General features: G+C 41.1%; 31 protein-coding genes and 2 pseudogenes. 31 read left to right on the forward strand and 2 right to left on the reverse strand.

Features of this window, described 5'->3' with window-relative positions:
- Window positions 1-197 precede the first annotated feature (197 nt).
- Both ABIE48_RS02170 and ABIE48_RS02175 read left to right on the forward strand, forming a co-directional pair.
- Entirely contained in the window at window positions 198-617 is a 420-nt protein-coding gene (locus ABIE48_RS02170) for a GNAT family N-acetyltransferase (RefSeq protein ID WP_145025783.1), read from the forward strand.
- Between the two features lie 152 nt (window positions 618-769).
- Window positions 770-1,264, forward strand: a complete 495-nt coding sequence (locus tag ABIE48_RS02175) for an NUDIX domain-containing protein (protein ID WP_192716340.1) — start codon at window positions 770-772, stop codon at window positions 1,262-1,264.
- Window positions 1,265-1,304: 40 nt separating this feature from the next.
- Here ABIE48_RS02175 and ABIE48_RS02180 read toward each other — a convergent pair.
- Window positions 1,305-1,771: pseudogene (locus ABIE48_RS02180) on the reverse strand (AraC family transcriptional regulator).
- A gap of 300 nt (window positions 1,772-2,071) precedes the next feature.
- Here ABIE48_RS02180 and ABIE48_RS02185 point away from each other — a divergent pair.
- The 17 genes and pseudogenes from ABIE48_RS02185 to ABIE48_RS02265 all read left to right on the forward strand — a co-directional run bounded on the left by ABIE48_RS02185 (window position 2,072) and on the right by ABIE48_RS02265 (window position 13,798).
- A complete protein-coding gene (locus ABIE48_RS02185; RefSeq protein ID WP_145025779.1) occupies window positions 2,072-2,527 on the forward strand; it encodes an NUDIX hydrolase in 456 nt (151 codons plus the stop codon).
- 119 nt (window positions 2,528-2,646) lie between these two features.
- Window positions 2,647-3,078: a 2,4'-dihydroxyacetophenone dioxygenase family protein gene (locus ABIE48_RS02190; protein WP_397342075.1), complete on the forward strand. Its 432-nt coding sequence runs from the start codon at window positions 2,647-2,649 to the stop codon at window positions 3,076-3,078.
- 20 nt (window positions 3,079-3,098) lie between these two features.
- Complete coding sequence (locus ABIE48_RS02195) at window positions 3,099-3,548, forward strand: WapI family immunity protein (protein WP_145025777.1); 450 nt, start codon at window positions 3,099-3,101, stop codon at window positions 3,546-3,548.
- Window positions 3,549-3,589: 41 nt separating this feature from the next.
- Entirely contained in the window at window positions 3,590-4,147 is a 558-nt protein-coding gene (locus tag ABIE48_RS02200; RefSeq protein WP_145025775.1) for a GNAT family N-acetyltransferase, read from the forward strand.
- An 82-nt stretch (window positions 4,148-4,229) separates the two neighbouring features.
- Window positions 4,230-4,808, forward strand: a complete 579-nt coding sequence (locus ABIE48_RS02205) for a histidine phosphatase family protein (protein WP_145025773.1) — start codon at window positions 4,230-4,232, stop codon at window positions 4,806-4,808.
- A 231-nt stretch (window positions 4,809-5,039) separates the two neighbouring features.
- Window positions 5,040-5,684: a hypothetical protein gene (locus ABIE48_RS02210; protein WP_260869414.1), complete on the forward strand. Its 645-nt coding sequence runs from the start codon at window positions 5,040-5,042 to the stop codon at window positions 5,682-5,684.
- Window positions 5,685-5,706: 22 nt separating this feature from the next.
- Window positions 5,707-6,162 carry a GNAT family N-acetyltransferase gene (locus tag ABIE48_RS02215; protein WP_192716341.1) on the forward strand — a complete coding sequence of 152 codons (456 nt, stop codon included), beginning with the start codon at window positions 5,707-5,709 and terminating at the stop codon, window positions 6,160-6,162.
- Window positions 6,163-6,505: 343 nt separating this feature from the next.
- Complete coding sequence (locus tag ABIE48_RS02220; protein ID WP_192716342.1) at window positions 6,506-7,000, forward strand: DinB family protein; 495 nt, start codon at window positions 6,506-6,508, stop codon at window positions 6,998-7,000.
- A gap of 16 nt (window positions 7,001-7,016) precedes the next feature.
- Window positions 7,017-7,391, forward strand: a complete 375-nt coding sequence (locus ABIE48_RS02225; protein ID WP_192716343.1) for a VOC family protein — start codon at window positions 7,017-7,019, stop codon at window positions 7,389-7,391.
- 33 nt (window positions 7,392-7,424) lie between these two features.
- Window positions 7,425-7,973 (forward strand): GNAT family N-acetyltransferase, encoded by a 549-nt coding sequence (locus ABIE48_RS02230; RefSeq protein WP_192716628.1) that lies wholly within the window; start codon window positions 7,425-7,427, stop codon window positions 7,971-7,973.
- Window positions 7,974-8,256: 283 nt separating this feature from the next.
- Window positions 8,257-9,216, forward strand: a complete 960-nt coding sequence (locus ABIE48_RS02235; RefSeq protein WP_192716344.1) for a P-loop NTPase family protein — start codon at window positions 8,257-8,259, stop codon at window positions 9,214-9,216.
- A 51-nt stretch (window positions 9,217-9,267) separates the two neighbouring features.
- Window positions 9,268-9,513 (forward strand): hypothetical protein, encoded by a 246-nt coding sequence (locus ABIE48_RS02240; protein ID WP_076173370.1) that lies wholly within the window; start codon window positions 9,268-9,270, stop codon window positions 9,511-9,513.
- A complete protein-coding gene (locus ABIE48_RS02245; protein ID WP_145025756.1) occupies window positions 9,510-9,890 on the forward strand; it encodes a retropepsin-like aspartic protease in 381 nt (126 codons plus the stop codon). Before ABIE48_RS02240 ends, ABIE48_RS02245 begins: the two co-directional genes overlap by 4 nt.
- An 84-nt stretch (window positions 9,891-9,974) precedes the next feature.
- Window positions 9,975-11,015, forward strand: a complete 1,041-nt coding sequence (locus ABIE48_RS02250; protein WP_354518217.1) for an RES family NAD+ phosphorylase — start codon at window positions 9,975-9,977, stop codon at window positions 11,013-11,015.
- Window positions 11,016-11,067: 52 nt separating this feature from the next.
- A complete protein-coding gene (locus tag ABIE48_RS02255; RefSeq protein WP_192716346.1) occupies window positions 11,068-11,661 on the forward strand; it encodes a YdeI/OmpD-associated family protein in 594 nt (197 codons plus the stop codon).
- 143 nt (window positions 11,662-11,804) lie between these two features.
- Complete coding sequence (locus ABIE48_RS02260) at window positions 11,805-12,344, forward strand: GNAT family N-acetyltransferase (RefSeq protein ID WP_192716347.1); 540 nt, start codon at window positions 11,805-11,807, stop codon at window positions 12,342-12,344.
- A gap of 268 nt (window positions 12,345-12,612) precedes the next feature.
- Window positions 12,613-13,798, forward strand: a pseudogene (locus ABIE48_RS02265) (alanyl-tRNA editing protein).
- 180 nt (window positions 13,799-13,978) lie between these two features.
- On the opposite strand, the gene ABIE48_RS02270 reads toward ABIE48_RS02265, so the two are convergent.
- Window positions 13,979-14,068, reverse strand: coding sequence for a putative holin-like toxin (locus ABIE48_RS02270; protein WP_354518220.1), 90 nt, complete (start codon window positions 14,066-14,068; stop codon window positions 13,979-13,981).
- A 157-nt stretch (window positions 14,069-14,225) separates the two neighbouring features.
- On the opposite strand from ABIE48_RS02270, the gene ABIE48_RS02275 reads away from it, so the two are divergent.
- From ABIE48_RS02275 to ABIE48_RS02330, 12 genes are all read left to right on the forward strand, one after another.
- Window positions 14,226-14,714, forward strand: coding sequence for a HEAT repeat domain-containing protein (locus ABIE48_RS02275; RefSeq protein ID WP_192716348.1), 489 nt, complete (start codon window positions 14,226-14,228; stop codon window positions 14,712-14,714).
- A gap of 101 nt (window positions 14,715-14,815) precedes the next feature.
- Window positions 14,816-15,550, forward strand: coding sequence for an N-formylglutamate amidohydrolase (locus tag ABIE48_RS02280; RefSeq protein WP_354520566.1), 735 nt, complete (start codon window positions 14,816-14,818; stop codon window positions 15,548-15,550).
- A gap of 47 nt (window positions 15,551-15,597) precedes the next feature.
- Window positions 15,598-16,122, forward strand: a complete 525-nt coding sequence (locus tag ABIE48_RS02285; RefSeq protein ID WP_192716349.1) for a DNA topology modulation protein — start codon at window positions 15,598-15,600, stop codon at window positions 16,120-16,122.
- A 73-nt stretch (window positions 16,123-16,195) separates the two neighbouring features.
- A complete protein-coding gene (locus tag ABIE48_RS02290) occupies window positions 16,196-16,684 on the forward strand; it encodes a DUF4830 domain-containing protein (RefSeq protein WP_354518223.1) in 489 nt (162 codons plus the stop codon).
- Window positions 16,685-16,790: 106 nt separating this feature from the next.
- On the forward strand, window positions 16,791-17,162 hold the full coding sequence (locus tag ABIE48_RS02295) for a GNAT family N-acetyltransferase (protein ID WP_354518225.1): 372 nt from the start codon (window positions 16,791-16,793) through the stop codon (window positions 17,160-17,162).
- A gap of 87 nt (window positions 17,163-17,249) precedes the next feature.
- Window positions 17,250-17,756, forward strand: coding sequence for a DUF6886 family protein (locus ABIE48_RS02300; RefSeq protein WP_192716350.1), 507 nt, complete (start codon window positions 17,250-17,252; stop codon window positions 17,754-17,756).
- 181 nt (window positions 17,757-17,937) lie between these two features.
- Window positions 17,938-18,456, forward strand: coding sequence for a DinB family protein (locus ABIE48_RS02305; RefSeq protein ID WP_192716351.1), 519 nt, complete (start codon window positions 17,938-17,940; stop codon window positions 18,454-18,456).
- A gap of 55 nt (window positions 18,457-18,511) precedes the next feature.
- Window positions 18,512-18,823 carry a hypothetical protein gene (locus tag ABIE48_RS02310; protein WP_192716352.1) on the forward strand — a complete coding sequence of 104 codons (312 nt, stop codon included), beginning with the start codon at window positions 18,512-18,514 and terminating at the stop codon, window positions 18,821-18,823.
- 34 nt (window positions 18,824-18,857) lie between these two features.
- On the forward strand, window positions 18,858-19,301 hold the full coding sequence (locus ABIE48_RS02315) for a VOC family protein (protein WP_192716353.1): 444 nt from the start codon (window positions 18,858-18,860) through the stop codon (window positions 19,299-19,301).
- 29 nt (window positions 19,302-19,330) lie between these two features.
- Window positions 19,331-19,699, forward strand: coding sequence for a VOC family protein (locus ABIE48_RS02320; protein ID WP_192716354.1), 369 nt, complete (start codon window positions 19,331-19,333; stop codon window positions 19,697-19,699).
- 828 nt (window positions 19,700-20,527) lie between these two features.
- Window positions 20,528-21,199 carry a class I SAM-dependent methyltransferase gene (locus tag ABIE48_RS02325; protein WP_354520568.1) on the forward strand — a complete coding sequence of 224 codons (672 nt, stop codon included), beginning with the start codon at window positions 20,528-20,530 and terminating at the stop codon, window positions 21,197-21,199.
- 33 nt (window positions 21,200-21,232) lie between these two features.
- Entirely contained in the window at window positions 21,233-21,757 is a 525-nt protein-coding gene (locus tag ABIE48_RS02330; protein WP_192716357.1) for a DinB family protein, read from the forward strand.
- Window positions 21,758-21,790 lie beyond the last annotated feature (33 nt).

The following is a 21,790-nucleotide window of genomic DNA, read 5'->3' on the forward strand; positions in this document are numbered from 1 at the left end:
ATCAACTTCAAGGGAAGCAACTCAACAGACAACCCTGCATCGACTACCCGCTCTGCTGCCGGCCAACTCGCACTTATTTACCCCTAGATCTTCCAAGTGTATTTCATTCGCGACATCTTGTTGCTTGAAGGGGGTTCACCATATCCTTTATTATGTTTATATAACTCATAATTTTTTGTAGATAGGAGATTGATCTTATAATTATCAGAGAAGCAAGTAAAATAGACTACCCTCAGTTAAGACAAATATATCTTGAATCGCGCCGCAAGAGCTTTCACTGGGCAGATGCAGAAGAGATGAATTTAAATGATTTTGATAGAGATACGACTGAGGAATATATACTATTAGCTGAAGAAAATTCCCGAATCCTTGGTTTCGCATCTTTATATTTACCTGAGAACTTTATTCATAATTTATTTGTACACCCCGATTTTAGCGGTAAAGGGGTTGGTACTCAATTAGTTAACCATGCTATAGAAAAAATGGGTAAGCCCGTAAGATTAAAGTGTGTATCAGAAAATCATAAAGCATTAGGTTTCTATGAAAAAAGTGGATGGAAAAAGGTTGTTGAAGAAGGAAAACCCGGAGAGAAGTATTGGGTTTTAGTATATGAATAATAAAAATAGAGGTCTTTAGTAAAAAAATCGCCCTTTGTTTGTCATAACAATCGACCCAGCCTAAGAGTAAAAGTGATCTCAGGCTGGGTCCTTTTATAAGTGGTCCAAAAAACAGTGATGCATATTCATAATAATTTATTGAGGTGTCATAGATGATTAGAAATACAGCACGGGCACTGATTGTTCAAGACGGACTGTTATTCGCGATAAAAAAAGAACGTCCTGAAATTGGAGTGTATTATACTTTGCCAGGAGGGGCTCAGGAGGTAGGCGAAACCCTAGAGCAGACATTACAACGTGAATGCTTAGAAGAACTAGGAATTGATGTCGCAGAACACAAGTTTATTTGTATTAGAGAATACATATCAAAAAATCATGAGTACTCTTTTATCACGAAGGAAGTACATGCAGTAGAGTTTATTTATGAATGCAGGATCAAAATGACTAATACTTTTATCAGCTCACAGGCTGATGTTGGACAAATCGGAACGGAGTGGATACCCATTGAAAGTATAAAACAATCTGTATCCGAGTCAGACCAATTATCAAAAACTTATCAATTCCCTGAAACAACAAGGGACTTTTTAAAAGAATACTTTAACGATCAGAGCTTAGAACCATATCGAAATACAAATTATGAAAGCTAATCATAACCATCAAGGCAGTGAAGCTTGTTTTCTTGCTGCACTATAACGCTTTTAGAGGTATACATATCTCGCAATAATGGTTATACAACATATCACCAATGTATCTTTCGAATATGGGTTTGTCGTCTATTTGATATCCGCTACTATTTAACGCAGGAAAAATATCAGCCCACGCTTTTTGAATATCCTAGGCTGTATGCTTCACCTCATAGGTTACATATAATGACCACCAGCGAGTTCAGTTTCGAAAATGTTATTATCCGTGTCATCTATCCGATAATCGTCTGGAATAACAATACAAGCATCATAACGACATTTCTCAGGAGGTGTAGATTCCGGATTTTCTTGGGCAATTCCAAGTAATATGGATGATTCGTTAAGTAAATTTTTTTCCGCAGCCCATTTCTTTAACGCTTCCATTACTTGGATGTTCCGAGGACCGTATGAACCTACTTGGCGCACAAAAGCAATGCGGGTTTTTGGCATCATTTCAAATTTAATCACCATGATTCATCCCCCCCTGGATGATATTGGATACACAACGCATGCTAACATGATATAAAAATATATTCATTAGTTTTTTCGAGTACCCATTAGGTTTAAGCGCAAGCGGGAGGAAAATCAGGCATTCAATCGAAAATGTTAAAAGTAATGAAAGGACGCGCAATAAGGTCGTAAAGATCATAAAAGCTTCGTGGCTTCAGCTAACATTATATTCACGCTATGGGCGTTCACCCTTTGGCTGAAAGTTAGAGAGCTGTGACACCTTTACCCAAAACCACGGTAATAATCCAGGGAGGGATAAGCATGCTAAAATTGATTAATGAACTTCCAACAGATTTCCCAATAGCTGGAGTTCACTGTGTACCTGTATTTGATAACGGCAATCTTATGATGGTTTGGGATCGAGAAGAGAGAGTACTTACTACCATTGGTGGAAGACTCGAAGAGAATGAATCCATACAGGAGGGTTTAGAGCGAGAAGCTTTAGAAGAAGCAGGGATAGAACTAGCTGAGATAAGAATACCGTTTGCTAGCTGGTTTTGGAAGGAAACCAATTCGTATACCGTATATTTTCTAACTCAAGTTAATAAATTCGTGAGTATACCTGAAGGATTTGAAAAGACAGGCTACATCATAACAAATTTTGAAACGGCTATAGACATGATAATGAACATCGAAGGAAGAGGAGAACGAATTGAAATCATCAGAAGAGCAGGTATATTGGCGGGTCATCTCGATCAAGAAAGCAACATCAGATAATATTCTTGCGGTGAATCTGACCGTTAGCATAAAAGGAGACCTATACCATGAATCCATTGATTGAAGATGCTGTAGTCAAACTAGCAGAGAATCTCCAATTACCTTAAAGGGTTTTTGATATTGAGGATTTACCTTGGGTTCCTTTCGATGAGGTGAAAGAAGCAAATTGTTATTTTAAACCTCTTCGATTTGATCTTGCCACCGGCACCTGGATATATCTCTTTAAGATAAAGAGTAATCAAGTGCTGACACGCCACCGGCATACTGGAGGATCTGTCATAGAATACAACATTCAAGGACGATGGAGATATGAAGGTCGTCATTGGATGGCGAAACCAGGAACCTTCATTTTTGAACCGCCTGGGGATATTCATACACTTATTACTGAAGATGAAGAGGTCATTACTTTATTCATTTTGGGCGGATCCTTGCAATATTTCGATCAAGACAATCAAGTTATTGGTCAAGATGATATTTTTACAGTGCTTAAGAAATATAGAGATTATTGTGATGAGAATGGAGTCGAAGTGCGTGAAGATCTTGTTTATTAGGAGTTGAGGTGCTTAAGACAATGAACCAATTTCAAATATACGGTGAGAATAACCAGTACGTGATTATTCAATTAGGGAAGATACACGGATTTCCGGAAACCACCTCTCATTTAGGTGGCTATGATACAGAGAGTTCAATAAAAATTAAAAGTGGAAGTTACTATGCCTCAGGATCTGTTTGGATCTCAACTGGAGAAATATATATATTTAAGAATCAATTACAAAAAATATATGAGAAGTGCAGTGGAACTGCAAAATTAACGAATGACGAAGTTGATCTAGAAGTGACTGTTACGATTGAAAATCGAGGGCGAGCCTTAATTGAAGGGAGATATAAAGAACATCCACCCATTGATAATGAATTAATATTCTCTTTTGAAGCGGACCAAAGCTATATTGGTAAAACACTTGAGGAACTAAATGAAATTACTACGATGTATGGAGGAATGAATGGAATTACTCGTAAGTAACCTGCAGATCTTTTCATATAAATAACAGGAGGGAAATTACTATGCAGCAATTAAACAGAGCATTGGAAAGTGACAGGCTTTACCTTCGGCCGCTTGTAAGTGAAGATTCCGATATGTATTACCCGAACATGTTGAACGAAGAAGTAAGGAGACTGACGGGAACCCAAAGAATATTTTCAAAAAACATGATCGACAATTATATTGAAGAAATACAGAATGAATCGGATCGTATTCACTTATTGATCGTTCTTAAAGAGGAAGACCGTATTATCGGAGAAGTTGCGCTACAGGATATAGATTATGTAAATCGCAATTCCAATATACGGATAGCCTTATTTAATCAAGCGGATTTTAGCAAGGGATTTGGAACGGAGGCTCTAAAATTATTACTGAATTATGGCTTCGGGGTGCTGAATCTACATAGAATTGAACTTAACGTGTACTCGTATAATGCAAGAGCCATAAAAGCATATGAAAAGTTAGGATTTATACAAGAAGGAATTCAGCGGGAGGTTCTCTATTATAACCATGAGTACCATGACTCCATTACAATGAGCATTTTAGAGAACGAATTTCGAAAAAACGAAGGAATTAAATAACGCCTTATTCATGCGGCTGGCGGTATGGGACTTCTAGAGTAAAGAGCAGCACCAATTTTGGAAGTGTTCGAGGGGAGTCTTAATGAAAACTTATATTTATATGGTGAGGCATGGCGAATCGCCTAAATTAGAAGCAAACGAAAGAACACGTGGGCTGACTGACAAGGGAAAGTTGGATACGATCAGGGTTACAGAGTTATTGATGAACGAGGGAATCGATACGTTTGTTTCAAGCCCATATAGCAGAGCGATGTTAACGATTGAAAATTTAGCACGTGCTCAAAGCAAAGAGATCATCGTTTATGAAGATCTGAAAGAACTGGTCTTTTTAGACGAAGACCAAATTGTACCTGAGCAGGATTTGATGCCAACGGTAAGGAGGATGTTTTCGGATCCGGGTTTTTCGCTGCCGGGAGGAGAATCTCTTGAGAATTGTCAAAAGCGGGTCATCGCGATTTTTAAAGACATATTTAACCGATACAAGGGACATAAAGTTGTAATTGGAACTCATGGGTTGGTCATGACGCTAATGATGGGGTATTTTGATCCACAATACAACTTGGAATTTTTATTAGGAACTTCAAAGCCGGATATTTACAAGATGGAGTTCGATGAAAGCATGTTTCAAGGATCAAAGAGATTGTGGACAGATCCATTTTGAGGCAACAAGGGAGTGCTCAAGTTCATGAATCAATGACTAATGAGACACTCCTTTTTACAATACAACGGCTAACTCTGCATTCGTTTCAGATCGGAAATGAGCAGGCCTGCATGTATCGGATCGGGGCGAGCTCCGCCAAGGCGGCAGGTCTTATAGGCGCATTGCATACGACGGTGAATGCGAAATATCCTCTTTTTGAATTTCAGCACTTTCAATAAACAATGAAATGAGGTGAAAACACTGACTGTTGTTGGTGTTTTAGGAACAATACATAATGAAGAGCTAAGACAGAAATATAACTGTTCGCTCGATCTGTATAAAGAAATTATTGAAGAGTTCAATCCAGACATCATTTGTGGCGAAGTTCATCCTAATACTTGGGATAAATATTGTAAAAATAAGAGCGAGAGGGGATATTGGGGAGAGCCGGCAAGTGAGTACTGGGAGCTGATCTTCCCTTTATGCGAAATTAACAAGATCAAGTTTGTTCCAATTGATTGGTTTGAACTCGATGTATGGAATAACTTCGATCCCTTTGCCGAGCTTCCTGAGGGAGTAAGGGAGAACATCATGCGAATGGATGATGGGTGGTTTGACAAACAAATGGCCACGCATTCGTTTGGGAGGATCCCCTTTAATTCAACAGAATTTGATAACATCACAAGAGCAAAATATGAGTGGCTGGAACAATTGAACCCAAGATCGTTTAATTTTAGATGGAAGATCCGGAATCAAATCATGATAGAGCGTGTAAGAAATATCATCAATTCTAGTCAAGGTAAGAAAATTCTTTGCATTATAGGTGCTGATCATAACTATATATTTATTGATGAATTAACAGGGCAAGACATCGAACTGAAATATCCATTAAGATAACTCAATTAAATTGGAGGTTAACATGGATAAAATTGTTACATATAGGAAGCTACAAGTAGGTGATGAATCGATTTTTTTTGATTTAGTATTGCTGTTCAATGAGGAGTTTGAATCACCTAATACGGACTTCGTCAATCATGTTAATATTGCGGAGCTTTTATCAAATCCTTTATTTATTTGTATCGTTGGAATAAAAGGTAACGAGGTTATTGGCGGATTAACCGGATATGAGCTGCCCATGTATGATCGAATGGGTTCCAGTTTGTATTTATATGACATAGCGGTAGGAGAAAATAACCAACGTAAGGGAATAGGAAGCCGTCTGGTCAAGGAATTAGTCGGGTATTGTAAATCAAAGCAAATCCATGAAATTTTTGTTCAAGCAGATGCTATTGATCAACACGCGGTTGAATTTTATAAAAAACTTGGTGGAGAGATATCCAGTGTTTATCAGTTTAAATTTACTGTTAAATCATAACGAACTAAAAGCCCTTGCGAATTGTAATTCGTAGGGGATAGTCAAAAATCCTACAGGGAGAACTCGGTTCCCCCTTTTTTTCATTTTTCGGCTGCTTAGCCCCGATCCCCTTTCTCTAGGTCCGCTGCCACCCGAGTCTACTTCTTAAGACGTGAGACCATTAGCATTAATGTGGAAACTTTCTGCTCTCTACAAGCGCATTCCCGTCACAAATATGGAATTCCTCGCCAACCTATAAGAGAATCATTTTATTGGAATAAGAGAGGAGGTTTGATGGTATAATCAGGAAAAATATTGCCTTTGATAACATGTGGAGATACTAACCAATTAAGGAGGCCACAGCATGCTGAAATTATTCGAGTATAACTGGCAGGTTCGTAAAGATTGGTTAGACTGGTGCGATACGGTGAGTGAAGAAGAGCTGCTGAAAAAACGCACTGGCGGCATAGGCTACTTCCTTCCCACGCTGCATCACATTGTGGCGGTTGAGTATGGCTGGATATGCGGCGGAATCCAAGAAAAAGCAGTTGAAATCCCTACGTTTGAGAAAGTGGCCAGTGTGCAGCAGATCAAAGATTTTTCTGCACGCTGCCACGAGGAGCTTGCTCCATTTGTCTATGATTGGAACGACAGCCTGGAAGACCGTATTATGATCGATATTACGGATGAAGGGGAGCGAGAAGCCCATACATACGGCGAAGTCATGCGGCACCTGATCGCCCACGAAATCCACCACATCGGTCAGTTGTCTGTATGGGCAAGAGAGATCGGAAAGAAGCCTGTTACAGCAAATTTGATTGGCAGAGGATTATTCGATATTAACAATCCAAATTTATAAGTGGAGGTATTCGAAGATGAATCAAGCTGCATTTTCCGGACCATCTATGGTCTTACTTGTGAGGGATATTGAAAAAACGATCGATTTTTATAAGAAACTCGGTTTCAGTTATGAACTCGTTGGTGGTCCGGTTGTCCAACATGTACATATGACAAGAGATAAAGTAACCTTTATTCTTCATCAAGCAGCCGACCCGGAAGATGTAAGACCATTTTCATCTGTTAAAGGCGGACTCTATTTTGATGCTTTTTGTTATACAAATGTTCGACAATTGCTAGAAGAGATCAAGGATAAAGAAATCCCCTTTGTACAAGGTCCGGATTTGAATGATTTTTTTAGTGAATTCACGATTCAAGACATTGATGGATATAGAATTGCGTTTGGGGGATAGGCTGCATTATTCAGCATGAAGGGAGAAGAAAAGATGACCCCATTTCCCATATTAGAAACGGAAAGGTTGGTTCTAAGACAGATTACACCAGAGGATTCAGGCGACCTGTTTCATTATTTCTCCTTGGATGAAGTAACAAAATTTTATGATGTGGAGAGCTTTACGAATGTACAACAAGCCGAGGAATTAATTGATAGGTGGCAGGAAAGATTTGAGAAAAATCTAGGCATTCGCTGGGGGATTACTTTAAAATCTGATAGCCGTGTCATTGGCACATGTGGATATCATGGTTGGATGAAACATCATTTTAAAGCCGAAATTGGATATGAACTGACACCAGATTGCTGGGGTAAGGGCTTTATGACCGAGGCCATTCAGAGGGTGATTGAATTCGGCTTCCGCGATTTTGGATTAAACAGGATCGAAGCATTCGTTGAACCGGAGAATGTGAATTCAAGGAAGGTGCTTGAGAAAGCCGGATTTAGCGAAGAAGGGATATTGAAGGAACATTTTTATTGGAGAAATCAGTTTGTTGATACTGCCATATTTGCTTTGCTTAAGAAAGACTATCAAGTAAGTTAAGTAGTAGGTAGGTTTACTAAAAAGAAGTTACTCTGCCAATCATTGTGTCTAACACCGAATCGTATTGGTCTACCGAGGTATTCGATCATTGGACATCTTGCACCGACTGAGTGCATAGCGCTGGAAAGGGTCGTATACACGGAAAAGGTATGTGGTAGCGATACAAATCATAACAGAAAAAACCAAGAAAGAATAACTTGCTTTTATGTGGGAACGCTTGTGCGCATGAATCAATAAAGGCAAAATATAACTACAATTGAAATCTTGGGTGGGTGATGGTTCCATGAAGAAGGATCTTATACTCATTGAAGGTATTCCTGGCTCAGGCAAATCCACATTTGCCCGATTTTTGGCCAATCAATTTGAACGAAATGGGATCCCTTGCGGATTATATCTTGAAACCACTTATGATCACCCGATTATCGAGTTTAACGGTCACGAAGATAACACATTGTTCCTTGAAGCTTATTATGATCGCTGGTCTAAGTTTCTGGATCATTTTCCTAAAGAAGAAGTGGTTGTGATGGAATCCGCATTTTTGCAGAGCCCGATGGTTCATTTGCTCCATAAAGAAGTGGAAAGAGAGCTTATTAAATCATTGGTACATAAAGTGAGTGATCGGTTGAGTAAGGAAAATTGTAATTTGATCTACTTTTACCAGAAGGATGCATTGGCAGCCATTAATAAAATGGTCGAGCAGCGCGGCGGTAGAGAGTATTTGCTGCGAAAACATGAGGAATATAAAGACGAGCCCTACTTTAGAAACCGGCAAGAGCAAGGTCCCGAGTCGCACATCTCGTTCTTTTTGGAATATGCCGAAATTGCCAATGAGATTGTTCGGGAATTGAACATCCCAGTTGAGATCATCGAGAACTCGTCCGCAGATTACAAGACGTATCAAAAACAAGCGCTTGAAAATTTCGATTTGAAATATGTTCCAGATCCCGTTCTTGAAACTTCATTGCTCAGGAGATACTCAGGTTTATATCATCATCAGGAAATGGATTTCAAGATTTCAGTAGAACTCATCAACGATGAACTGTGGATCTTTGGAAACAAAAGGTTGAGGCCGAAAGACACTGATCAATTTTATCTGGATGATATCAGCGTAACTGTAAGATTTATTACAGATCAAACGAATGTCACTGGTTTACTGATTACCGAAAAGGATTGGTATGCTAATCGAAACGATGAGGGGACTGTTTTTGAGAGGATCTCAGCACCTGATAACAATTCTGTTTAAGGCTTATTAATAGATGATACAATATATTTAAAACGTTTGGAGGGATCTAACGTGAAGTGGCAAGAAGTACAGCAAATCTTCCCAAACCAATTTGTAAAGTTTGAAATTCTTCATTCCGAAGAGAAAGATTGCCAAGAAATTATTGATGATGTGGCTGTAATTGGGCCTATTAGAGATGAAGAAGCGACAGAGGAATTATTAAATAGTAAAGGAAAAACCTTGGTTTACCACACATCAAAGGATCAGGTTATTGTAAAAATTCGGAAGAATGTTGGCCTGAGGAGATACCTTAAATGAAAATTGAATATAGAGATGGGTTATTATTTACAGAGGTGACTGTGCATTTCAATGGGCAAAAGAAAACTATAAATAATATAGTTATAGACACAGGAGCAAGCCATTCCTTGATTTCACAGGATGAAGTAGATGACATCGGTATTCGGGTCACCCTAGAAGATGATATAATAACTAGTTATGGAATCGGCGGAAAAGAACATGCATTCACCAAGAAAATTGAAGCGATCCAGGTAGGAGAATACACCTTAAGGAATATCCAATTGGACTTTACTTCATTCAGATATCATACGATTAACGGATTACTAGGATTGGATATCTTAATAAATGGCAAATTCAATATAGATCTAGACAAACTCGAACTACTACGTCTGCAATGAAGATTGGGGATTTTTTTCCTAAGGGTTGAGGAACAGAGGATGGCGGGGGGAGTTGTGAATGTGTTATGAAGGGTGATTGTTTTGGTGGAAGATGAAATAATACTAAAAGAAAAATTCAATCTTTTTCATTTAATTTTTTCTGAAGAGTTTGATTCAATTTTTTCAGCTGATATTATATGCTGTGAAAATTGTGTAGATGATTTTATTAAATATTGGCCTGGCGTCTATATTAACGATGGCGATTTTCAAACTTACTCAGTATCAATTTCATCATTGTATTCAATGATGAGATTTTTTGATTTTATAACTAAAGACGATTTCAATCTATTCACCTCTAAAATGGTTTGCCCTCGATGTGGAAATAAATTAAATGGAGTTATTTACCCCTATAACATGCCATTTGATGTTCCACATGGTTTTGAACAACTCATAGAGGAAATAGCAAAATTGGCTTATGAGACACCTTTTTTACTTTTGTCACACCCATTTGCACTTGAGGTTTATCAAGAAATATTTAATATATCCTTAGATATTGAACCAAAAATGCTTTTGGATAATTTATATAGAGCGAGGACATTCAACGAGGATAGTAATTACACTGTCAGTGACTTTCTTGCTCCTCCTCAAGAAATAATTCCCGAGGGGAGATATAATCACGCTGGAAAACAAATATTATACCTTTCTGAGGAACCAGAAACATGCTTTCATGAACTGCGTTCGCCTAAACAAGGCGTAATGATTCCAAAGATCCAAATAAAAGAACCTATTAAAATTTTAAATTTAACCATGCAATCACATGAATCAAACATTATTAACTTAATCAGATGGTCGTCATTAATGAGTTCCCCAAGTGAAGGGGAGGGGTGGCATAAACCTCATTATGTATTTACTCGATTTGTTGCTGATTGCGCCAAAGCCGCTGGATTTCATGCGATCAGATATCCAAGTGTTCGTTTTGATGATGGTATGAACCTTGCACTAATTAGTCATGAGAAAAATATAGTCGTTAATGAAATGTTTTTTTTCAATGAAAGTAACACCAAAAGTGAAGAACTATTACAAAAATTACAGGAATCTCTTATACATCGTGGTTTCTCCCCCGTATCAGACACCAACATTCTGTAAACAAATATGAATATATACCAAAACCGCTGCGAGAAAAGGAACAAGCATAACTATGGAAAATAAAATGAATCCCAAAGTAGATGCATTTGTAGGCAGAGCCACGATGTGGCTTGAAGAAACGGAGAAATTGAGAGAGATCTTGCTTGATTGCGGGCTTACCGAAGAATTAAAGTGGGGCAAACCTTGTTACACGTCACAGGGGCGAAACATCGTGATCATCCAGGGATTTAAAGCCTACTTGGCGCTCCTATTTTTTAAAGGCTACATGCTACAAGATCCCCATGGCATTCTGGTTAAAACCGGGGAGAATACGAAAGTAGGGCGCCAGATCCGATTTAACGATACCCAAGAAATCGTTGAGCTGGAACTCATCTTGAGAGCTTATATTGCAGAAGCCATTGAAGTCGAAAAATCCGGTGTGAAAGAGGATATCATCAAAGAGACACAACTCGATATTCCCGAAGAGTTTCAATATAAACTAGATGAAAACCCTGCCTTGAAAGCTGCTTTTGAAGCACTGACGCCGGGGCGGCAAAGAGCGTATGTGTATTATTTTTCGGCGCCCAAGCAATCCAAAACCCGAGAGTCCCGGGTCGAAAAATGTACACAGCAAATCCTCGATGGCAAGGGATTGAACGATCGGTAAAACCCAGCAGAAAGGGCATAGCCAAATTCAGTTTTTAAGACGGATTTTACATCTGGAAAATGCAGCATTCATCCAATCCACCAAGTCCTTTTATATACTTAAATCACAGTATAGCTAATCACAAGGACTAGGGTGGCGATGACATGTTAAAACAACGTGATTTGCACGAATGCCATGCACTGTACAATCTGATGACGGATCCGGCCGTTTTTCCCTATGTCCGTTATCCATGCCAATCGTATGAGGAATACTTATTCGTCACCAAGCAGTTGATCGTTGATGAAGAGCAGGGGATGTGTATCTCCAGAACGATTCTTGACGAGATCAGCCACCCCATCGGCACCATTGATCTATATCATATCCATCATCGAACAGGCTTCCTGGCGACTTGGATTGGGGCCCCTTATTTTGGAAAAGGGTATAACCAACGCGCAAAGGAGGCGTTTTTGGCTGAATTGTTTCTTGGACAGGATATTGAAACGATCTTTTTGAAGATCCGAACCCAGAACATCCGGTCGAAGAGAGCAGTGGAAAAGCTGCCATACGTCAAATTAGCCAACGAGCGGTACGAGCAGGTCTATCAATCGATTAACCATTCGCAGCAGCGCTATGATTTGTATGGTGTGGAGCGGTCTGATTTTTTGGAAAGCAGTGGAGGCATACAGCATGGGGTTGCGACATAACCGATCGTGCGCAATTGTTCTAACATATCATGAAGACCGTACTGATGGGATACTGCAGGCGGTTTTTCCTTTTTCAGAAGGATTTGGCACGTTGGGACTATTTTAAGAGATCAGAAAGTATAAGTTTCGGAGTCTCCGCTTCCTGATCTCGCAAGAAAAACTTCCGCTAAATGCGGTCTGTCTTCTTTGAAGGTATGTCGATAGATGTTTTTCTTATAGTAAGCTGAGATTAAAGTGAATCTAACCATGAAACAGTGAGGATAAGAACATGACGAAAAAGCTATATTACGAATCTGCATATACCCGGGAATGGGAGACGCGCATGACGCGCAAAGTGGAGCGGGAAGACGGAACTTATGTGATCCTGGAGGAGACGGCCTTTTATCCTCATGGCGGTGGACAGCCCTGTGACCTCGGGTGGATCGATACGATCCCGGTGCTGGATGTCATTCTGGAGGAAGGAGAAATCCTGCATAAGGTCGAGCGTTTTCCTGAAAAAGAAGACGTTCGCTGCCGATTGGATTGGGACAGAAGGTTCGACCATATACAGCATCACAGCGGCCAGCACTTGCTGTCGGCAATGTGTCTGGAGGTGTGTAAAGCGGAGACGCTCAGCTTCCACTTAGGCCAGGATTACGCCACCATCGATATCGCCAGGTCCGATCTGCCTCCGCACGAGCTGATGATGCTGGAGCTGGAAGTGAATGATCAGGTTTACTTGAATCGAAAAGTAACGAGTTATTTTGTGAGTCAGGAGCAGGCAGCGGCCCTGCCTCTGGTGAAGCAGCCGAAGGTAACCGATAATATTCGGATCGTGGAGATTGAAGGTATCGAGTATAACGCCTGCGGCGGTACGCATGTCTCTGCAACGGGTGAGATCGGGATGATCAAACTGCTGCGAGCGGAGAAGCAGAAGGGGCATACGCGTGTTTATTTTAAATGCGGCTATCGTGCGCTCAGAGAATTTAATGCGGGCATGGAGATTCTCGGCAGCTTGTCAGCCCGGTTCAATACCGCCAAGGAAGAAATTATGGACCGGATTACAAAATGGGAACAGGAGCAGAAGCAGGCTCCAGGCTGAATTAACCGCGGTAAAAGCTGAGAATGACGCTTACCTGGCTGAGAAGCTGCTAGCCGACCGTCAGGGCAGCCTGATCAAGCATGCATTTGCAGACAAGCCGCTGAAAGATATGCAGAACCTGGCGGCCAAACTTACCGAGCAAGCGGATGTGATCGTGCTTTTTGTATCGGGGGCGGATCATAAGGTGCTTCTCGCCCGGGGAGGGGATAGCGAACTCGCCTGCGGCGCGCTATTCAAGCAGCATCTGGCCGATTATCGCGGTAAAGGCGGAGGCAGCGACAAAATGGCGCAGGCCGGTTTTGCCAACGGGGAAGATGCGATGGCGTTTTACCATTTTGCGGGGGAGTTATTGGAGTCGGTGGATGAGGAGTAAGTTGTCATATGTGGTATAGCAAAGAAATACCTCTGTAAAAGCGTTATATAATGAGCTATACTAATGTAAGAATAAGTAAGGAGTCGTGCGGGAACACGACTCCAATGCACAATAACTGCATAAAGAGCAGTCGGCCGCTAAGTGGTGGTCGAAATAGACCGTTTCCTTAGGCAGGGCGGTCTATTTCTTTTTCATGTAGGTGAGAAGCGCCAAAATGAACATGCTAAACATGAACATTAAGGAAAGTGAGTCTTTGACCTCCATGGGCATCACCTCAGAGAGAATCAAAGAACTTATATTAAATACATATTTAGACTACACACGACCCGGCCATGGATTAGACGATCCAGAAGTCGGGTCATATTATAGATGCAGGAATATTAGCTGCAATCATTTCACTACCCATACATTAAAGGATTGATTTGAATTGAATTTAAACAGGATAAATCAACTCATTCTGAGTAATAAAATAGATGAAGCACTTCATTTCATCGAAGAAATAGGGAAAATTAAAGATACAGCAGCTGCCCCGCTTCTATTAGAACTTCTGACCACGACAGAAAACCACCTCATAAGAAACCAAACTGCGATTGCATTATCCGATATGGAGTGCCAAGAAGCAGTAGAACCAATTATCGAATTACTCCAAGATCCGAAAACATTAGGGTACAGAGGATCACTCCTATATGCTCTGGAGCCCTTGAATTATTCAAAGCATATCGACATTCTTTTGGAGTTTGTTATTTCCGGGAATTTCGAAGTGAGCAGGAATTCTTTTTTATTGTTAGAGCAAGTTAAAGACCAAATAACTCCTGAACTTAAACAAAAGTATAGAAATAAAATGAATACAATCATTGAAGGATTAGAAGAAGAAATTGAATTCTTAGAAGAGGCCATTGAAGAACTTAATCTATAAAGAGTTACTTCTGGAGAATTATCGAATTCAACTTTGATAATAGGAGGTGAAAGAAAATAGACCCTTTCCATATCCAAAGAAGTACATCAAAATCCCCGTTTATTGCAAGTATTCCACACGGCTCCTCATTATTAACTGATGAAATGAAGTCTAGATTAGTTCCTGGAGTAATTTTAGCTAACAATGATTGGTATGTTCGCGAATTATACGATTTCTTAGACAGTATTGATTTCACAGTTATATCTGCGAACTATAGTCGGTATGTTATCGATGTAAACCGGGATATGTCATTCAGAGATAATAAAGACAATTACAGAAACTCGTTAATTTATCATAAGACTACTTTTGGAGAACAAATTTATGATACATCACCAGATGAGGCAATAATCAAAAATCGAATTGAAACGATGTACCTGCCATATCATCACTGTCTTGCGGAAGAGATCGGGCAGAGTACATTAAATTATCGAAAGGTATATTTGTTTGACCTGCATAGCTTCTACATCCAGTCTTCAGCGGATATTGTTCTTGGAACCCGAGGTGGCCAGACGTGTTCACAGGAATTCCCAAATGTTCTAGTTAAAGCATTTCGAGAAGAAGGGTTCAAGGTGGAAGTAGATGCCGAGGGACTTACAGGCGGTTATATCGTATCTCATTATGGATCGCTTTCACATACAGAAGCTGTACAAATTGAAATCCGGTATACTACGTATATTGAGGATCGTGTCTTTGGTAAGGAAGAAGTCATCGATAAAAACAATGATTTGTTTATGGCAACAAAAGGGAGTTTACATAGGGCATTTATAAGGATAAAAGCTGAGTTGGAATCTCTATGAAGATGCTGACATCCTAGGATGTTCTTCAATAGAAAGGAGGATTTCCCTTGACGAATCGAATCGCGATCATCGGATCAGCCGGCTCCGGTAAATCTACCTTATCTCAAAAGTTAGGCGAGATTCTATCGTTACCGGTTGTTCATCTGGACCGGTTTTATTGGCAACCCAACTGGACTCCAACCGCAAATGACGAATGGGATGAATTTGTGAAGGATGCTGTAAGCGAAAATCAATGGATTATCGATGGAAATTACACCAGAACCTTAGGTATTCGTTTGAATGAAGCGGATGCCGTCATATTTTTAGATATGCCCAGACTCTTATGCATTTATAGGATCATGAAAAGACGAATCCAATATCATGGAAAAACACGACCCGATCTCAACGAGGATTGCCCCGAAAAACTGGATTGGGCTTTTTTTATTTGGGTCTGGAATTATAGGAAAAGAAGCCGATCCAAGGTCATGGAAGCGCTCGAACAGGCAAAGGGTCGAAAACAAGTCGTCATATTAAAGTCGAGGAAAGAGGTGCAGGAGTTTTTGGACCAGGTGATGAATAATGGGAAAATTTAGGTGAATTTTGTGTTATATATGCGGTATCATCAATATATATGTGGGAAACCAAATGTAAGGAGGCAGGTCATTATTGCGATCCAAAATCGTTATTTTACTGATACTGATTGTCCTCGTACTTACAGGGTGTAAAGAAGAAACGAAAGAATATATGCCGTTTTATAAGCCAATGCACACAGACTATTTGCAAAAATTTGGCTGGCAGGCGGAACGCTTTGCATCGGAAACAAAATATGAAGCAAAAACTTTGCAGAGTTATAAGGATCATGTCGATACCATCCGAACGGAAGGGAACGTTGATTTGGCACCGTTTTTTAACAAGGAGGTTGTAGAGACGGGTTATATCCTTAGGGAAAAAACGGATCTATACAATCAGATTGTTGCCTATATTTTAGAATCCGAAGGAAAGGTCATCGGAGGCTATCTAGAATTTAATCATGAGGTGCTGCAACCGGACGGAGTGATCGAAGTTCACCCTGGCCAAACCACACCGATGTTCAATGCCAATGATTCCAACAAGCAATTTGTGATAGGACGTATTATAAAACCAGACAGTAAATGAGTGGTGGCCTTTTACTTTTGAAAGCAAGGAGAAACTGTTCAATGATTACTATAAGAGAAATAACCAAAGCCGATTTGAATGACCTATGCCGTCTGTAGAGGAGCTCATGGATCAGCCTACCAATTACGAAAAAATGGTAGAGATATATGAAGTCATGCAAGCAAACGGTAACTATCATATTCTGGGGGCTTTTAAGGATGGAGCACTGGCAGGGTCCGTTATGGGAATTGTCTGCCAAGATCTTGTCGGAGAGTGCAGACCTTTCATGGTGATTGAGAACGTTGTGGTTTCAGATCGTTTTCGCAGGCTTGGCATAGGGAAGCAGTTAATGATGAATATCGAGGCCATAGCACGGGAGAGAGACTGTTATTATGTTATTTTTGTGTCAGGTGGTCAGAGAAAGGAAGCCCATGCCTTTTATGAGAAACTAGGATTTAAAGATGAGAAGGTCGAGGGGTACCGGAAGCATTTGTCTTGAAAAAGGGATGAAAGGCGTTTACAGCAAATCCAACTCAGTCTCGGGTAAGGGGGTTCTTGGAAGTAGCGCAATGAAGGGGGAATACATATGAAGCTGTTTCATTTTAGTGAAGAACCCGGCATCCAAGTCTTTGAACCTCGGACCATATACGATCAAACCGATGCGAAAGTCTGGACGATCGATGAGTACCATGCGCCGCATTATTATTTTCCAAGAGCATGCCCCAGAGTCTGCATTTGGCCAAAGGATGATACAAGTAATATGGATAATGAACGTTTTTTTGGGATGTCGAGAACTAGCCGGATGATAGCCATTGAGACCGGGTGGTATGAACGGGTAAAAAAGGGTTCTATCTATCGTTACATCTTTGATGCGGCTGATTTCGAGTTGGAAGAAGAGAATGCGGGATACTATGTATCAAGACGTCCGGTTATACCGATGGAAGTAAAGAGAATCGACGATTTGATAACTGCGATTCTGAATGAGGGTATAGAGCTAAGGATCACTCCATCGTTACAGCCCCTGCGAGAACAAATATTGAAGTCCACCGTCAACTTTTCCATGATCCGTATGAGAAATGCAAGACATGAATAATAGGTTGAAGAGATTTCAGTCGCCAGGGGCTTTCTCCTATTGGTCATCTACATGTATAATCATGGAAAAAGCTTCAGACAACAAACGACCCAGCCTAGAATAAGAGTGTTCTATGGCTGGGTTATTTCATAAAGAAGAGCGGAAGAGGAAGGATTTCGAATATCGTCAAGGAGGAGCCAGGATGCTCTACGACTTAAAAGGTGGGGCCAACATGGCTCCAATGGTGGGAACCTTATATTCCGCGGTAAAAGAGAACATCCAACGACTACAATCTATCACGAACGGTATGCTGCAAGAAGAGATGGATTATAAGGGGCCCCATAACAAGTTCAACAGCACAGCTCAGTTAATCAGGCACCTCATGTATGTTGATCTGAACTGGGTCTACAGAATAAAGGGGCTCCCACTTCCGCAGTCACTTCAAAAGCAGTATGGCCCCATGATCGATGAGCATGGCAGGTTACCGATGGTCCAAGGAGTGTCTTTGAATACACTTATGACTCAATATGACGCTGTATTAGGCATGCTGAAAGAGGCGTGTACGCAGCTAACCGATGCAGATCTGGAGAAAACCGTCACTTTTGGACATGAAAATGAGAAGCAGGCAACGATACGCTGGGGGATATGGCATATGGCCGACCATAAACGCTATCATCAGGCGCATATCAATCTGCTTCGAAAGTGGTATAAAGAAAAGTAAATTCAAGGCAAAGCAGCTGGTGGAGAGAAATGTTTTAAGAGTCTAAGGAGGTATGATGAATAATGTTATGAAGTGGGCCCTTGGCCTGGTTGGCGCTGTATTGATAGTTTTAGTGGTGACCTGTCCAAATGAGGAAGATTACACGAAATGGCTTTCCTCGGAACACGGCATAGTATGCGTGAATAGCGGATCGGACATGGGGTGCAAGAGACAAGAAGCCGAGGTTGAATGGAAATCCAGGTATATTATGCACGTGGGGATTTATATACAGGTGAGGGATAAGTATTCTGAAGGAAATATGGATTTTGTAATAAAAGCCTTCGGGATTTTTAATCACTTTTTTGATTATTCTTCAAACCCAAAATAAGACTAAAAACCATCCAAACGAAGGAGTGTATCCAATGAGTCCAACATTTGCTTTCTCCCGTATTGGCTACGTATATGTTCCGACAACCCGCATTGATGAATCTATTGCGTGGTACACGGAAAACTTGGATTTTAAGTTAATGAATAAGTTTCAGGACCGCGGGTCTTATATTGCCGTGCTGCACCATCCCCATCAACATTCGATTGCATTGCTGCTCATTGAAACAGAAGACAAGCAGCCGCTTGAAATTATGAGGAACGGCAAGCCTTTTCCGATCATGGCGATAAACTGTCCGGACATTGAATACACCCATCAATTCATGAAGGACAAGGGGCTGATGGTCGAAGATTTGCAGACTCTCGGAGCTGGAGAAGCTAAATATTTTTACTTTAGAGATCATGAGGGGAATCTGCTGGAGGCCGCTTGGTCCATATGGGATCCACAAGACGAATTGAAAGAGGATTTTGTAAGGAGTTAACCCATTTCAAGAGAGGAGGGCGTTGTTTAATGGAATTGTTGAGTGGATACATCTATATCCCTGTAACGAATCTGGAACGCTCCGTAGAATGGTATGCCAAATATCTTCATTTTGAAACTGCGTTTGAAGATCCTTTGTACGTGGAAATGAGGTCAACAACGGGAATTCGGATCATGCTGATCGTAAGTGAAGAAGCGGTAAACTCACAGATGACGTATTCAAGTGGTCCGCAAGCTGCGTATGGTTTTGTCGTTCCCGATATTGATCAAGCCAGGCAGTGGCTGATGGATCATGGGATTGAAGTCAGACGGATTTCGAATTACCAGGGGAAGTCTTTTGGATTTTATGATCCGGATTGGAACATCATCGAATTATGGAGTGACTATCCGAAGGCATAACCTTTGCCTGAAAGATTTGCAAAAGGGTGATTGCAAAAATGATAAAGAGATTAGCGCTAGTTCCATATAATATGCTGATGCTGCTCGTGTGGATGTACTGGTACAGCCTTTTTTATTGGTGTATGGAGGGATATGTGCCTGCCTATCTCATCATTGGAAGCTGCTTGTTCCTCGCTCTGGTGTGGATTTCCGGTAATATTTTTTGGATACGGAGGGCTCAGCTTGCTTGGGGAAGTTCCGTTTTCATCATTGGATTAACCCTGGTTTTGATGTACTTCGACCCTGTATTAAAGCCCATTTATTTTGAAAAGATCAATTCGAAAGCGATGCATCAATCTTTTCAAATACTAGCGTATTTTAAAGATTGGAAATCATGATCTAGCAACAGGAGTGACTGTGATGTTGAACTATCAGAATAAAAAGAAGTATTTTTTGTCAGCGGATCAGATCGTACAGTTAATCGACTCGAATGAAGGGTGTATTGCCAGCGACCGAATCACGGTGGCGTTCTGGTGCTTGATAAGGAGTAGGAGGAGCCGGATGAGTAAGGGGCGCAGCGAAACTTTTCAAGTTCTGATCGAGATTTTATGTTGAAATCATTCATGGGTCACAAATCTAAATAAATTGAACTAAAGAATAGGATGCAGGCAAGGGAGTAAAAGGATTCCGAAGAAGCGAAGCGGTCGTATTTGGCTTTCGGATTTCTACCTTAAGTAGGCCCTATACCATCAAGAAATCCGAAAACAAGAGCGATCGTAGGAACATTTTACGTACTTGCCCCATCATCCATTACTTTTTAGGAGTTATTAAATGTCAACCTAGGATCCTATCTATACGAATCACTCCAACATGTACGACGCCATGGTCAGCCGTCAGCCTGATTTATATGACATCATCAATACAATCAGAGTTTTCAAAAATTTGGACGTGCTGGATTTAGGCGCAGGGGCGGGACGATTATCGACGGTGATTGCGCCCGAGGCTAAATCTCTGATCTGTACGGATATCTCGCGTCCGATGCTGGACATCTTGGAGAGCAAGCTGCAGGGGATGAACGGTCCGCTGAATTGGAAAACCGTGGTGTCGGACCATAGGCAGCTGCCCATACCCGATCAGAGCATTGACCTGGTTGTCTCGGGGTGGAGTATTTGTTACCTGGCCGATGCGTCAGATAATCACTGGGAACAGAATCTGGAACAAATCATGGCCGAGCTGCAGCGGGTGTTAAGGCCGAATGGAACGATCATTATTTTTGAAACGATGGGAACGGGATATGAGACGCCGCATCCTCCTGAATTTTTGCAGCCGTATTATGCATTACTTCAAGACAAATACGGATTTGACTATCAATGGATCAGAACCGATTATGACTTTGGGAGTGTCGAAGAAGCCATTCATCATACGGAGTTTTTCTTCGGACCAGAACTCGTTGATCGGATCCTTCAGAATCAGTGGGCATCGGTTCCGGAATGTGCGGGGATCTGGTGGAAACATTTTTGAAGATGAGCTTAAATAGCCAAAAGGAGTGTTGATATGAACTTCCATTTGAATGAAGCCCTCGAAATATTGGAGCGCACGCCGCAAACCTTGGAACGCTTCTTATCCGGTCTATCCGAGGGATGGCTGCATAGCAATGAAGGGGAAGGAACCTGGAACCCGCTTGAAGTCGTTGAGCACCTTGTAGAAGCGGAGAAGCATAACTGGATCCCGCGGATGGAATCCATTCTTGCGGAAGGGGAAAACAATCCGTTTCCCGTATTCGACCGCTATGCCCATTTGAAAGACACGTCTGAGAGAACCGTTGAAAAGGCATTATCAGAGTTCCATACCCTCAGAATGGCGAACATATCCAAACTGAGGGCAGTCGTCAATCCTCACGATCTGGAAAAGACCGGTCTGCATCCGGAATTCGGCGTCGTGAAGTTAAGGGAGCTCCTCTCTGCATGGGTTGTTCATGATTTTACGCATATGGCGCAAATGGTTCGGGTGATGGCGGAGAGATACCGGGCTGACGTTGGACCGTGGAGTGCATATTTAGGCATTTTAAAAAGGAGCTGAGCTCTTCTGCTTTCGAAGAGCAGCCTAGCTCGC

The organism is Paenibacillus sp. OAE614 (genome assembly GCF_040546645.1).
Taxonomy (GTDB): Bacteria; Bacillota; Bacilli; order Paenibacillales; family Paenibacillaceae; genus Paenibacillus_AQ; species Paenibacillus_AQ favisporus.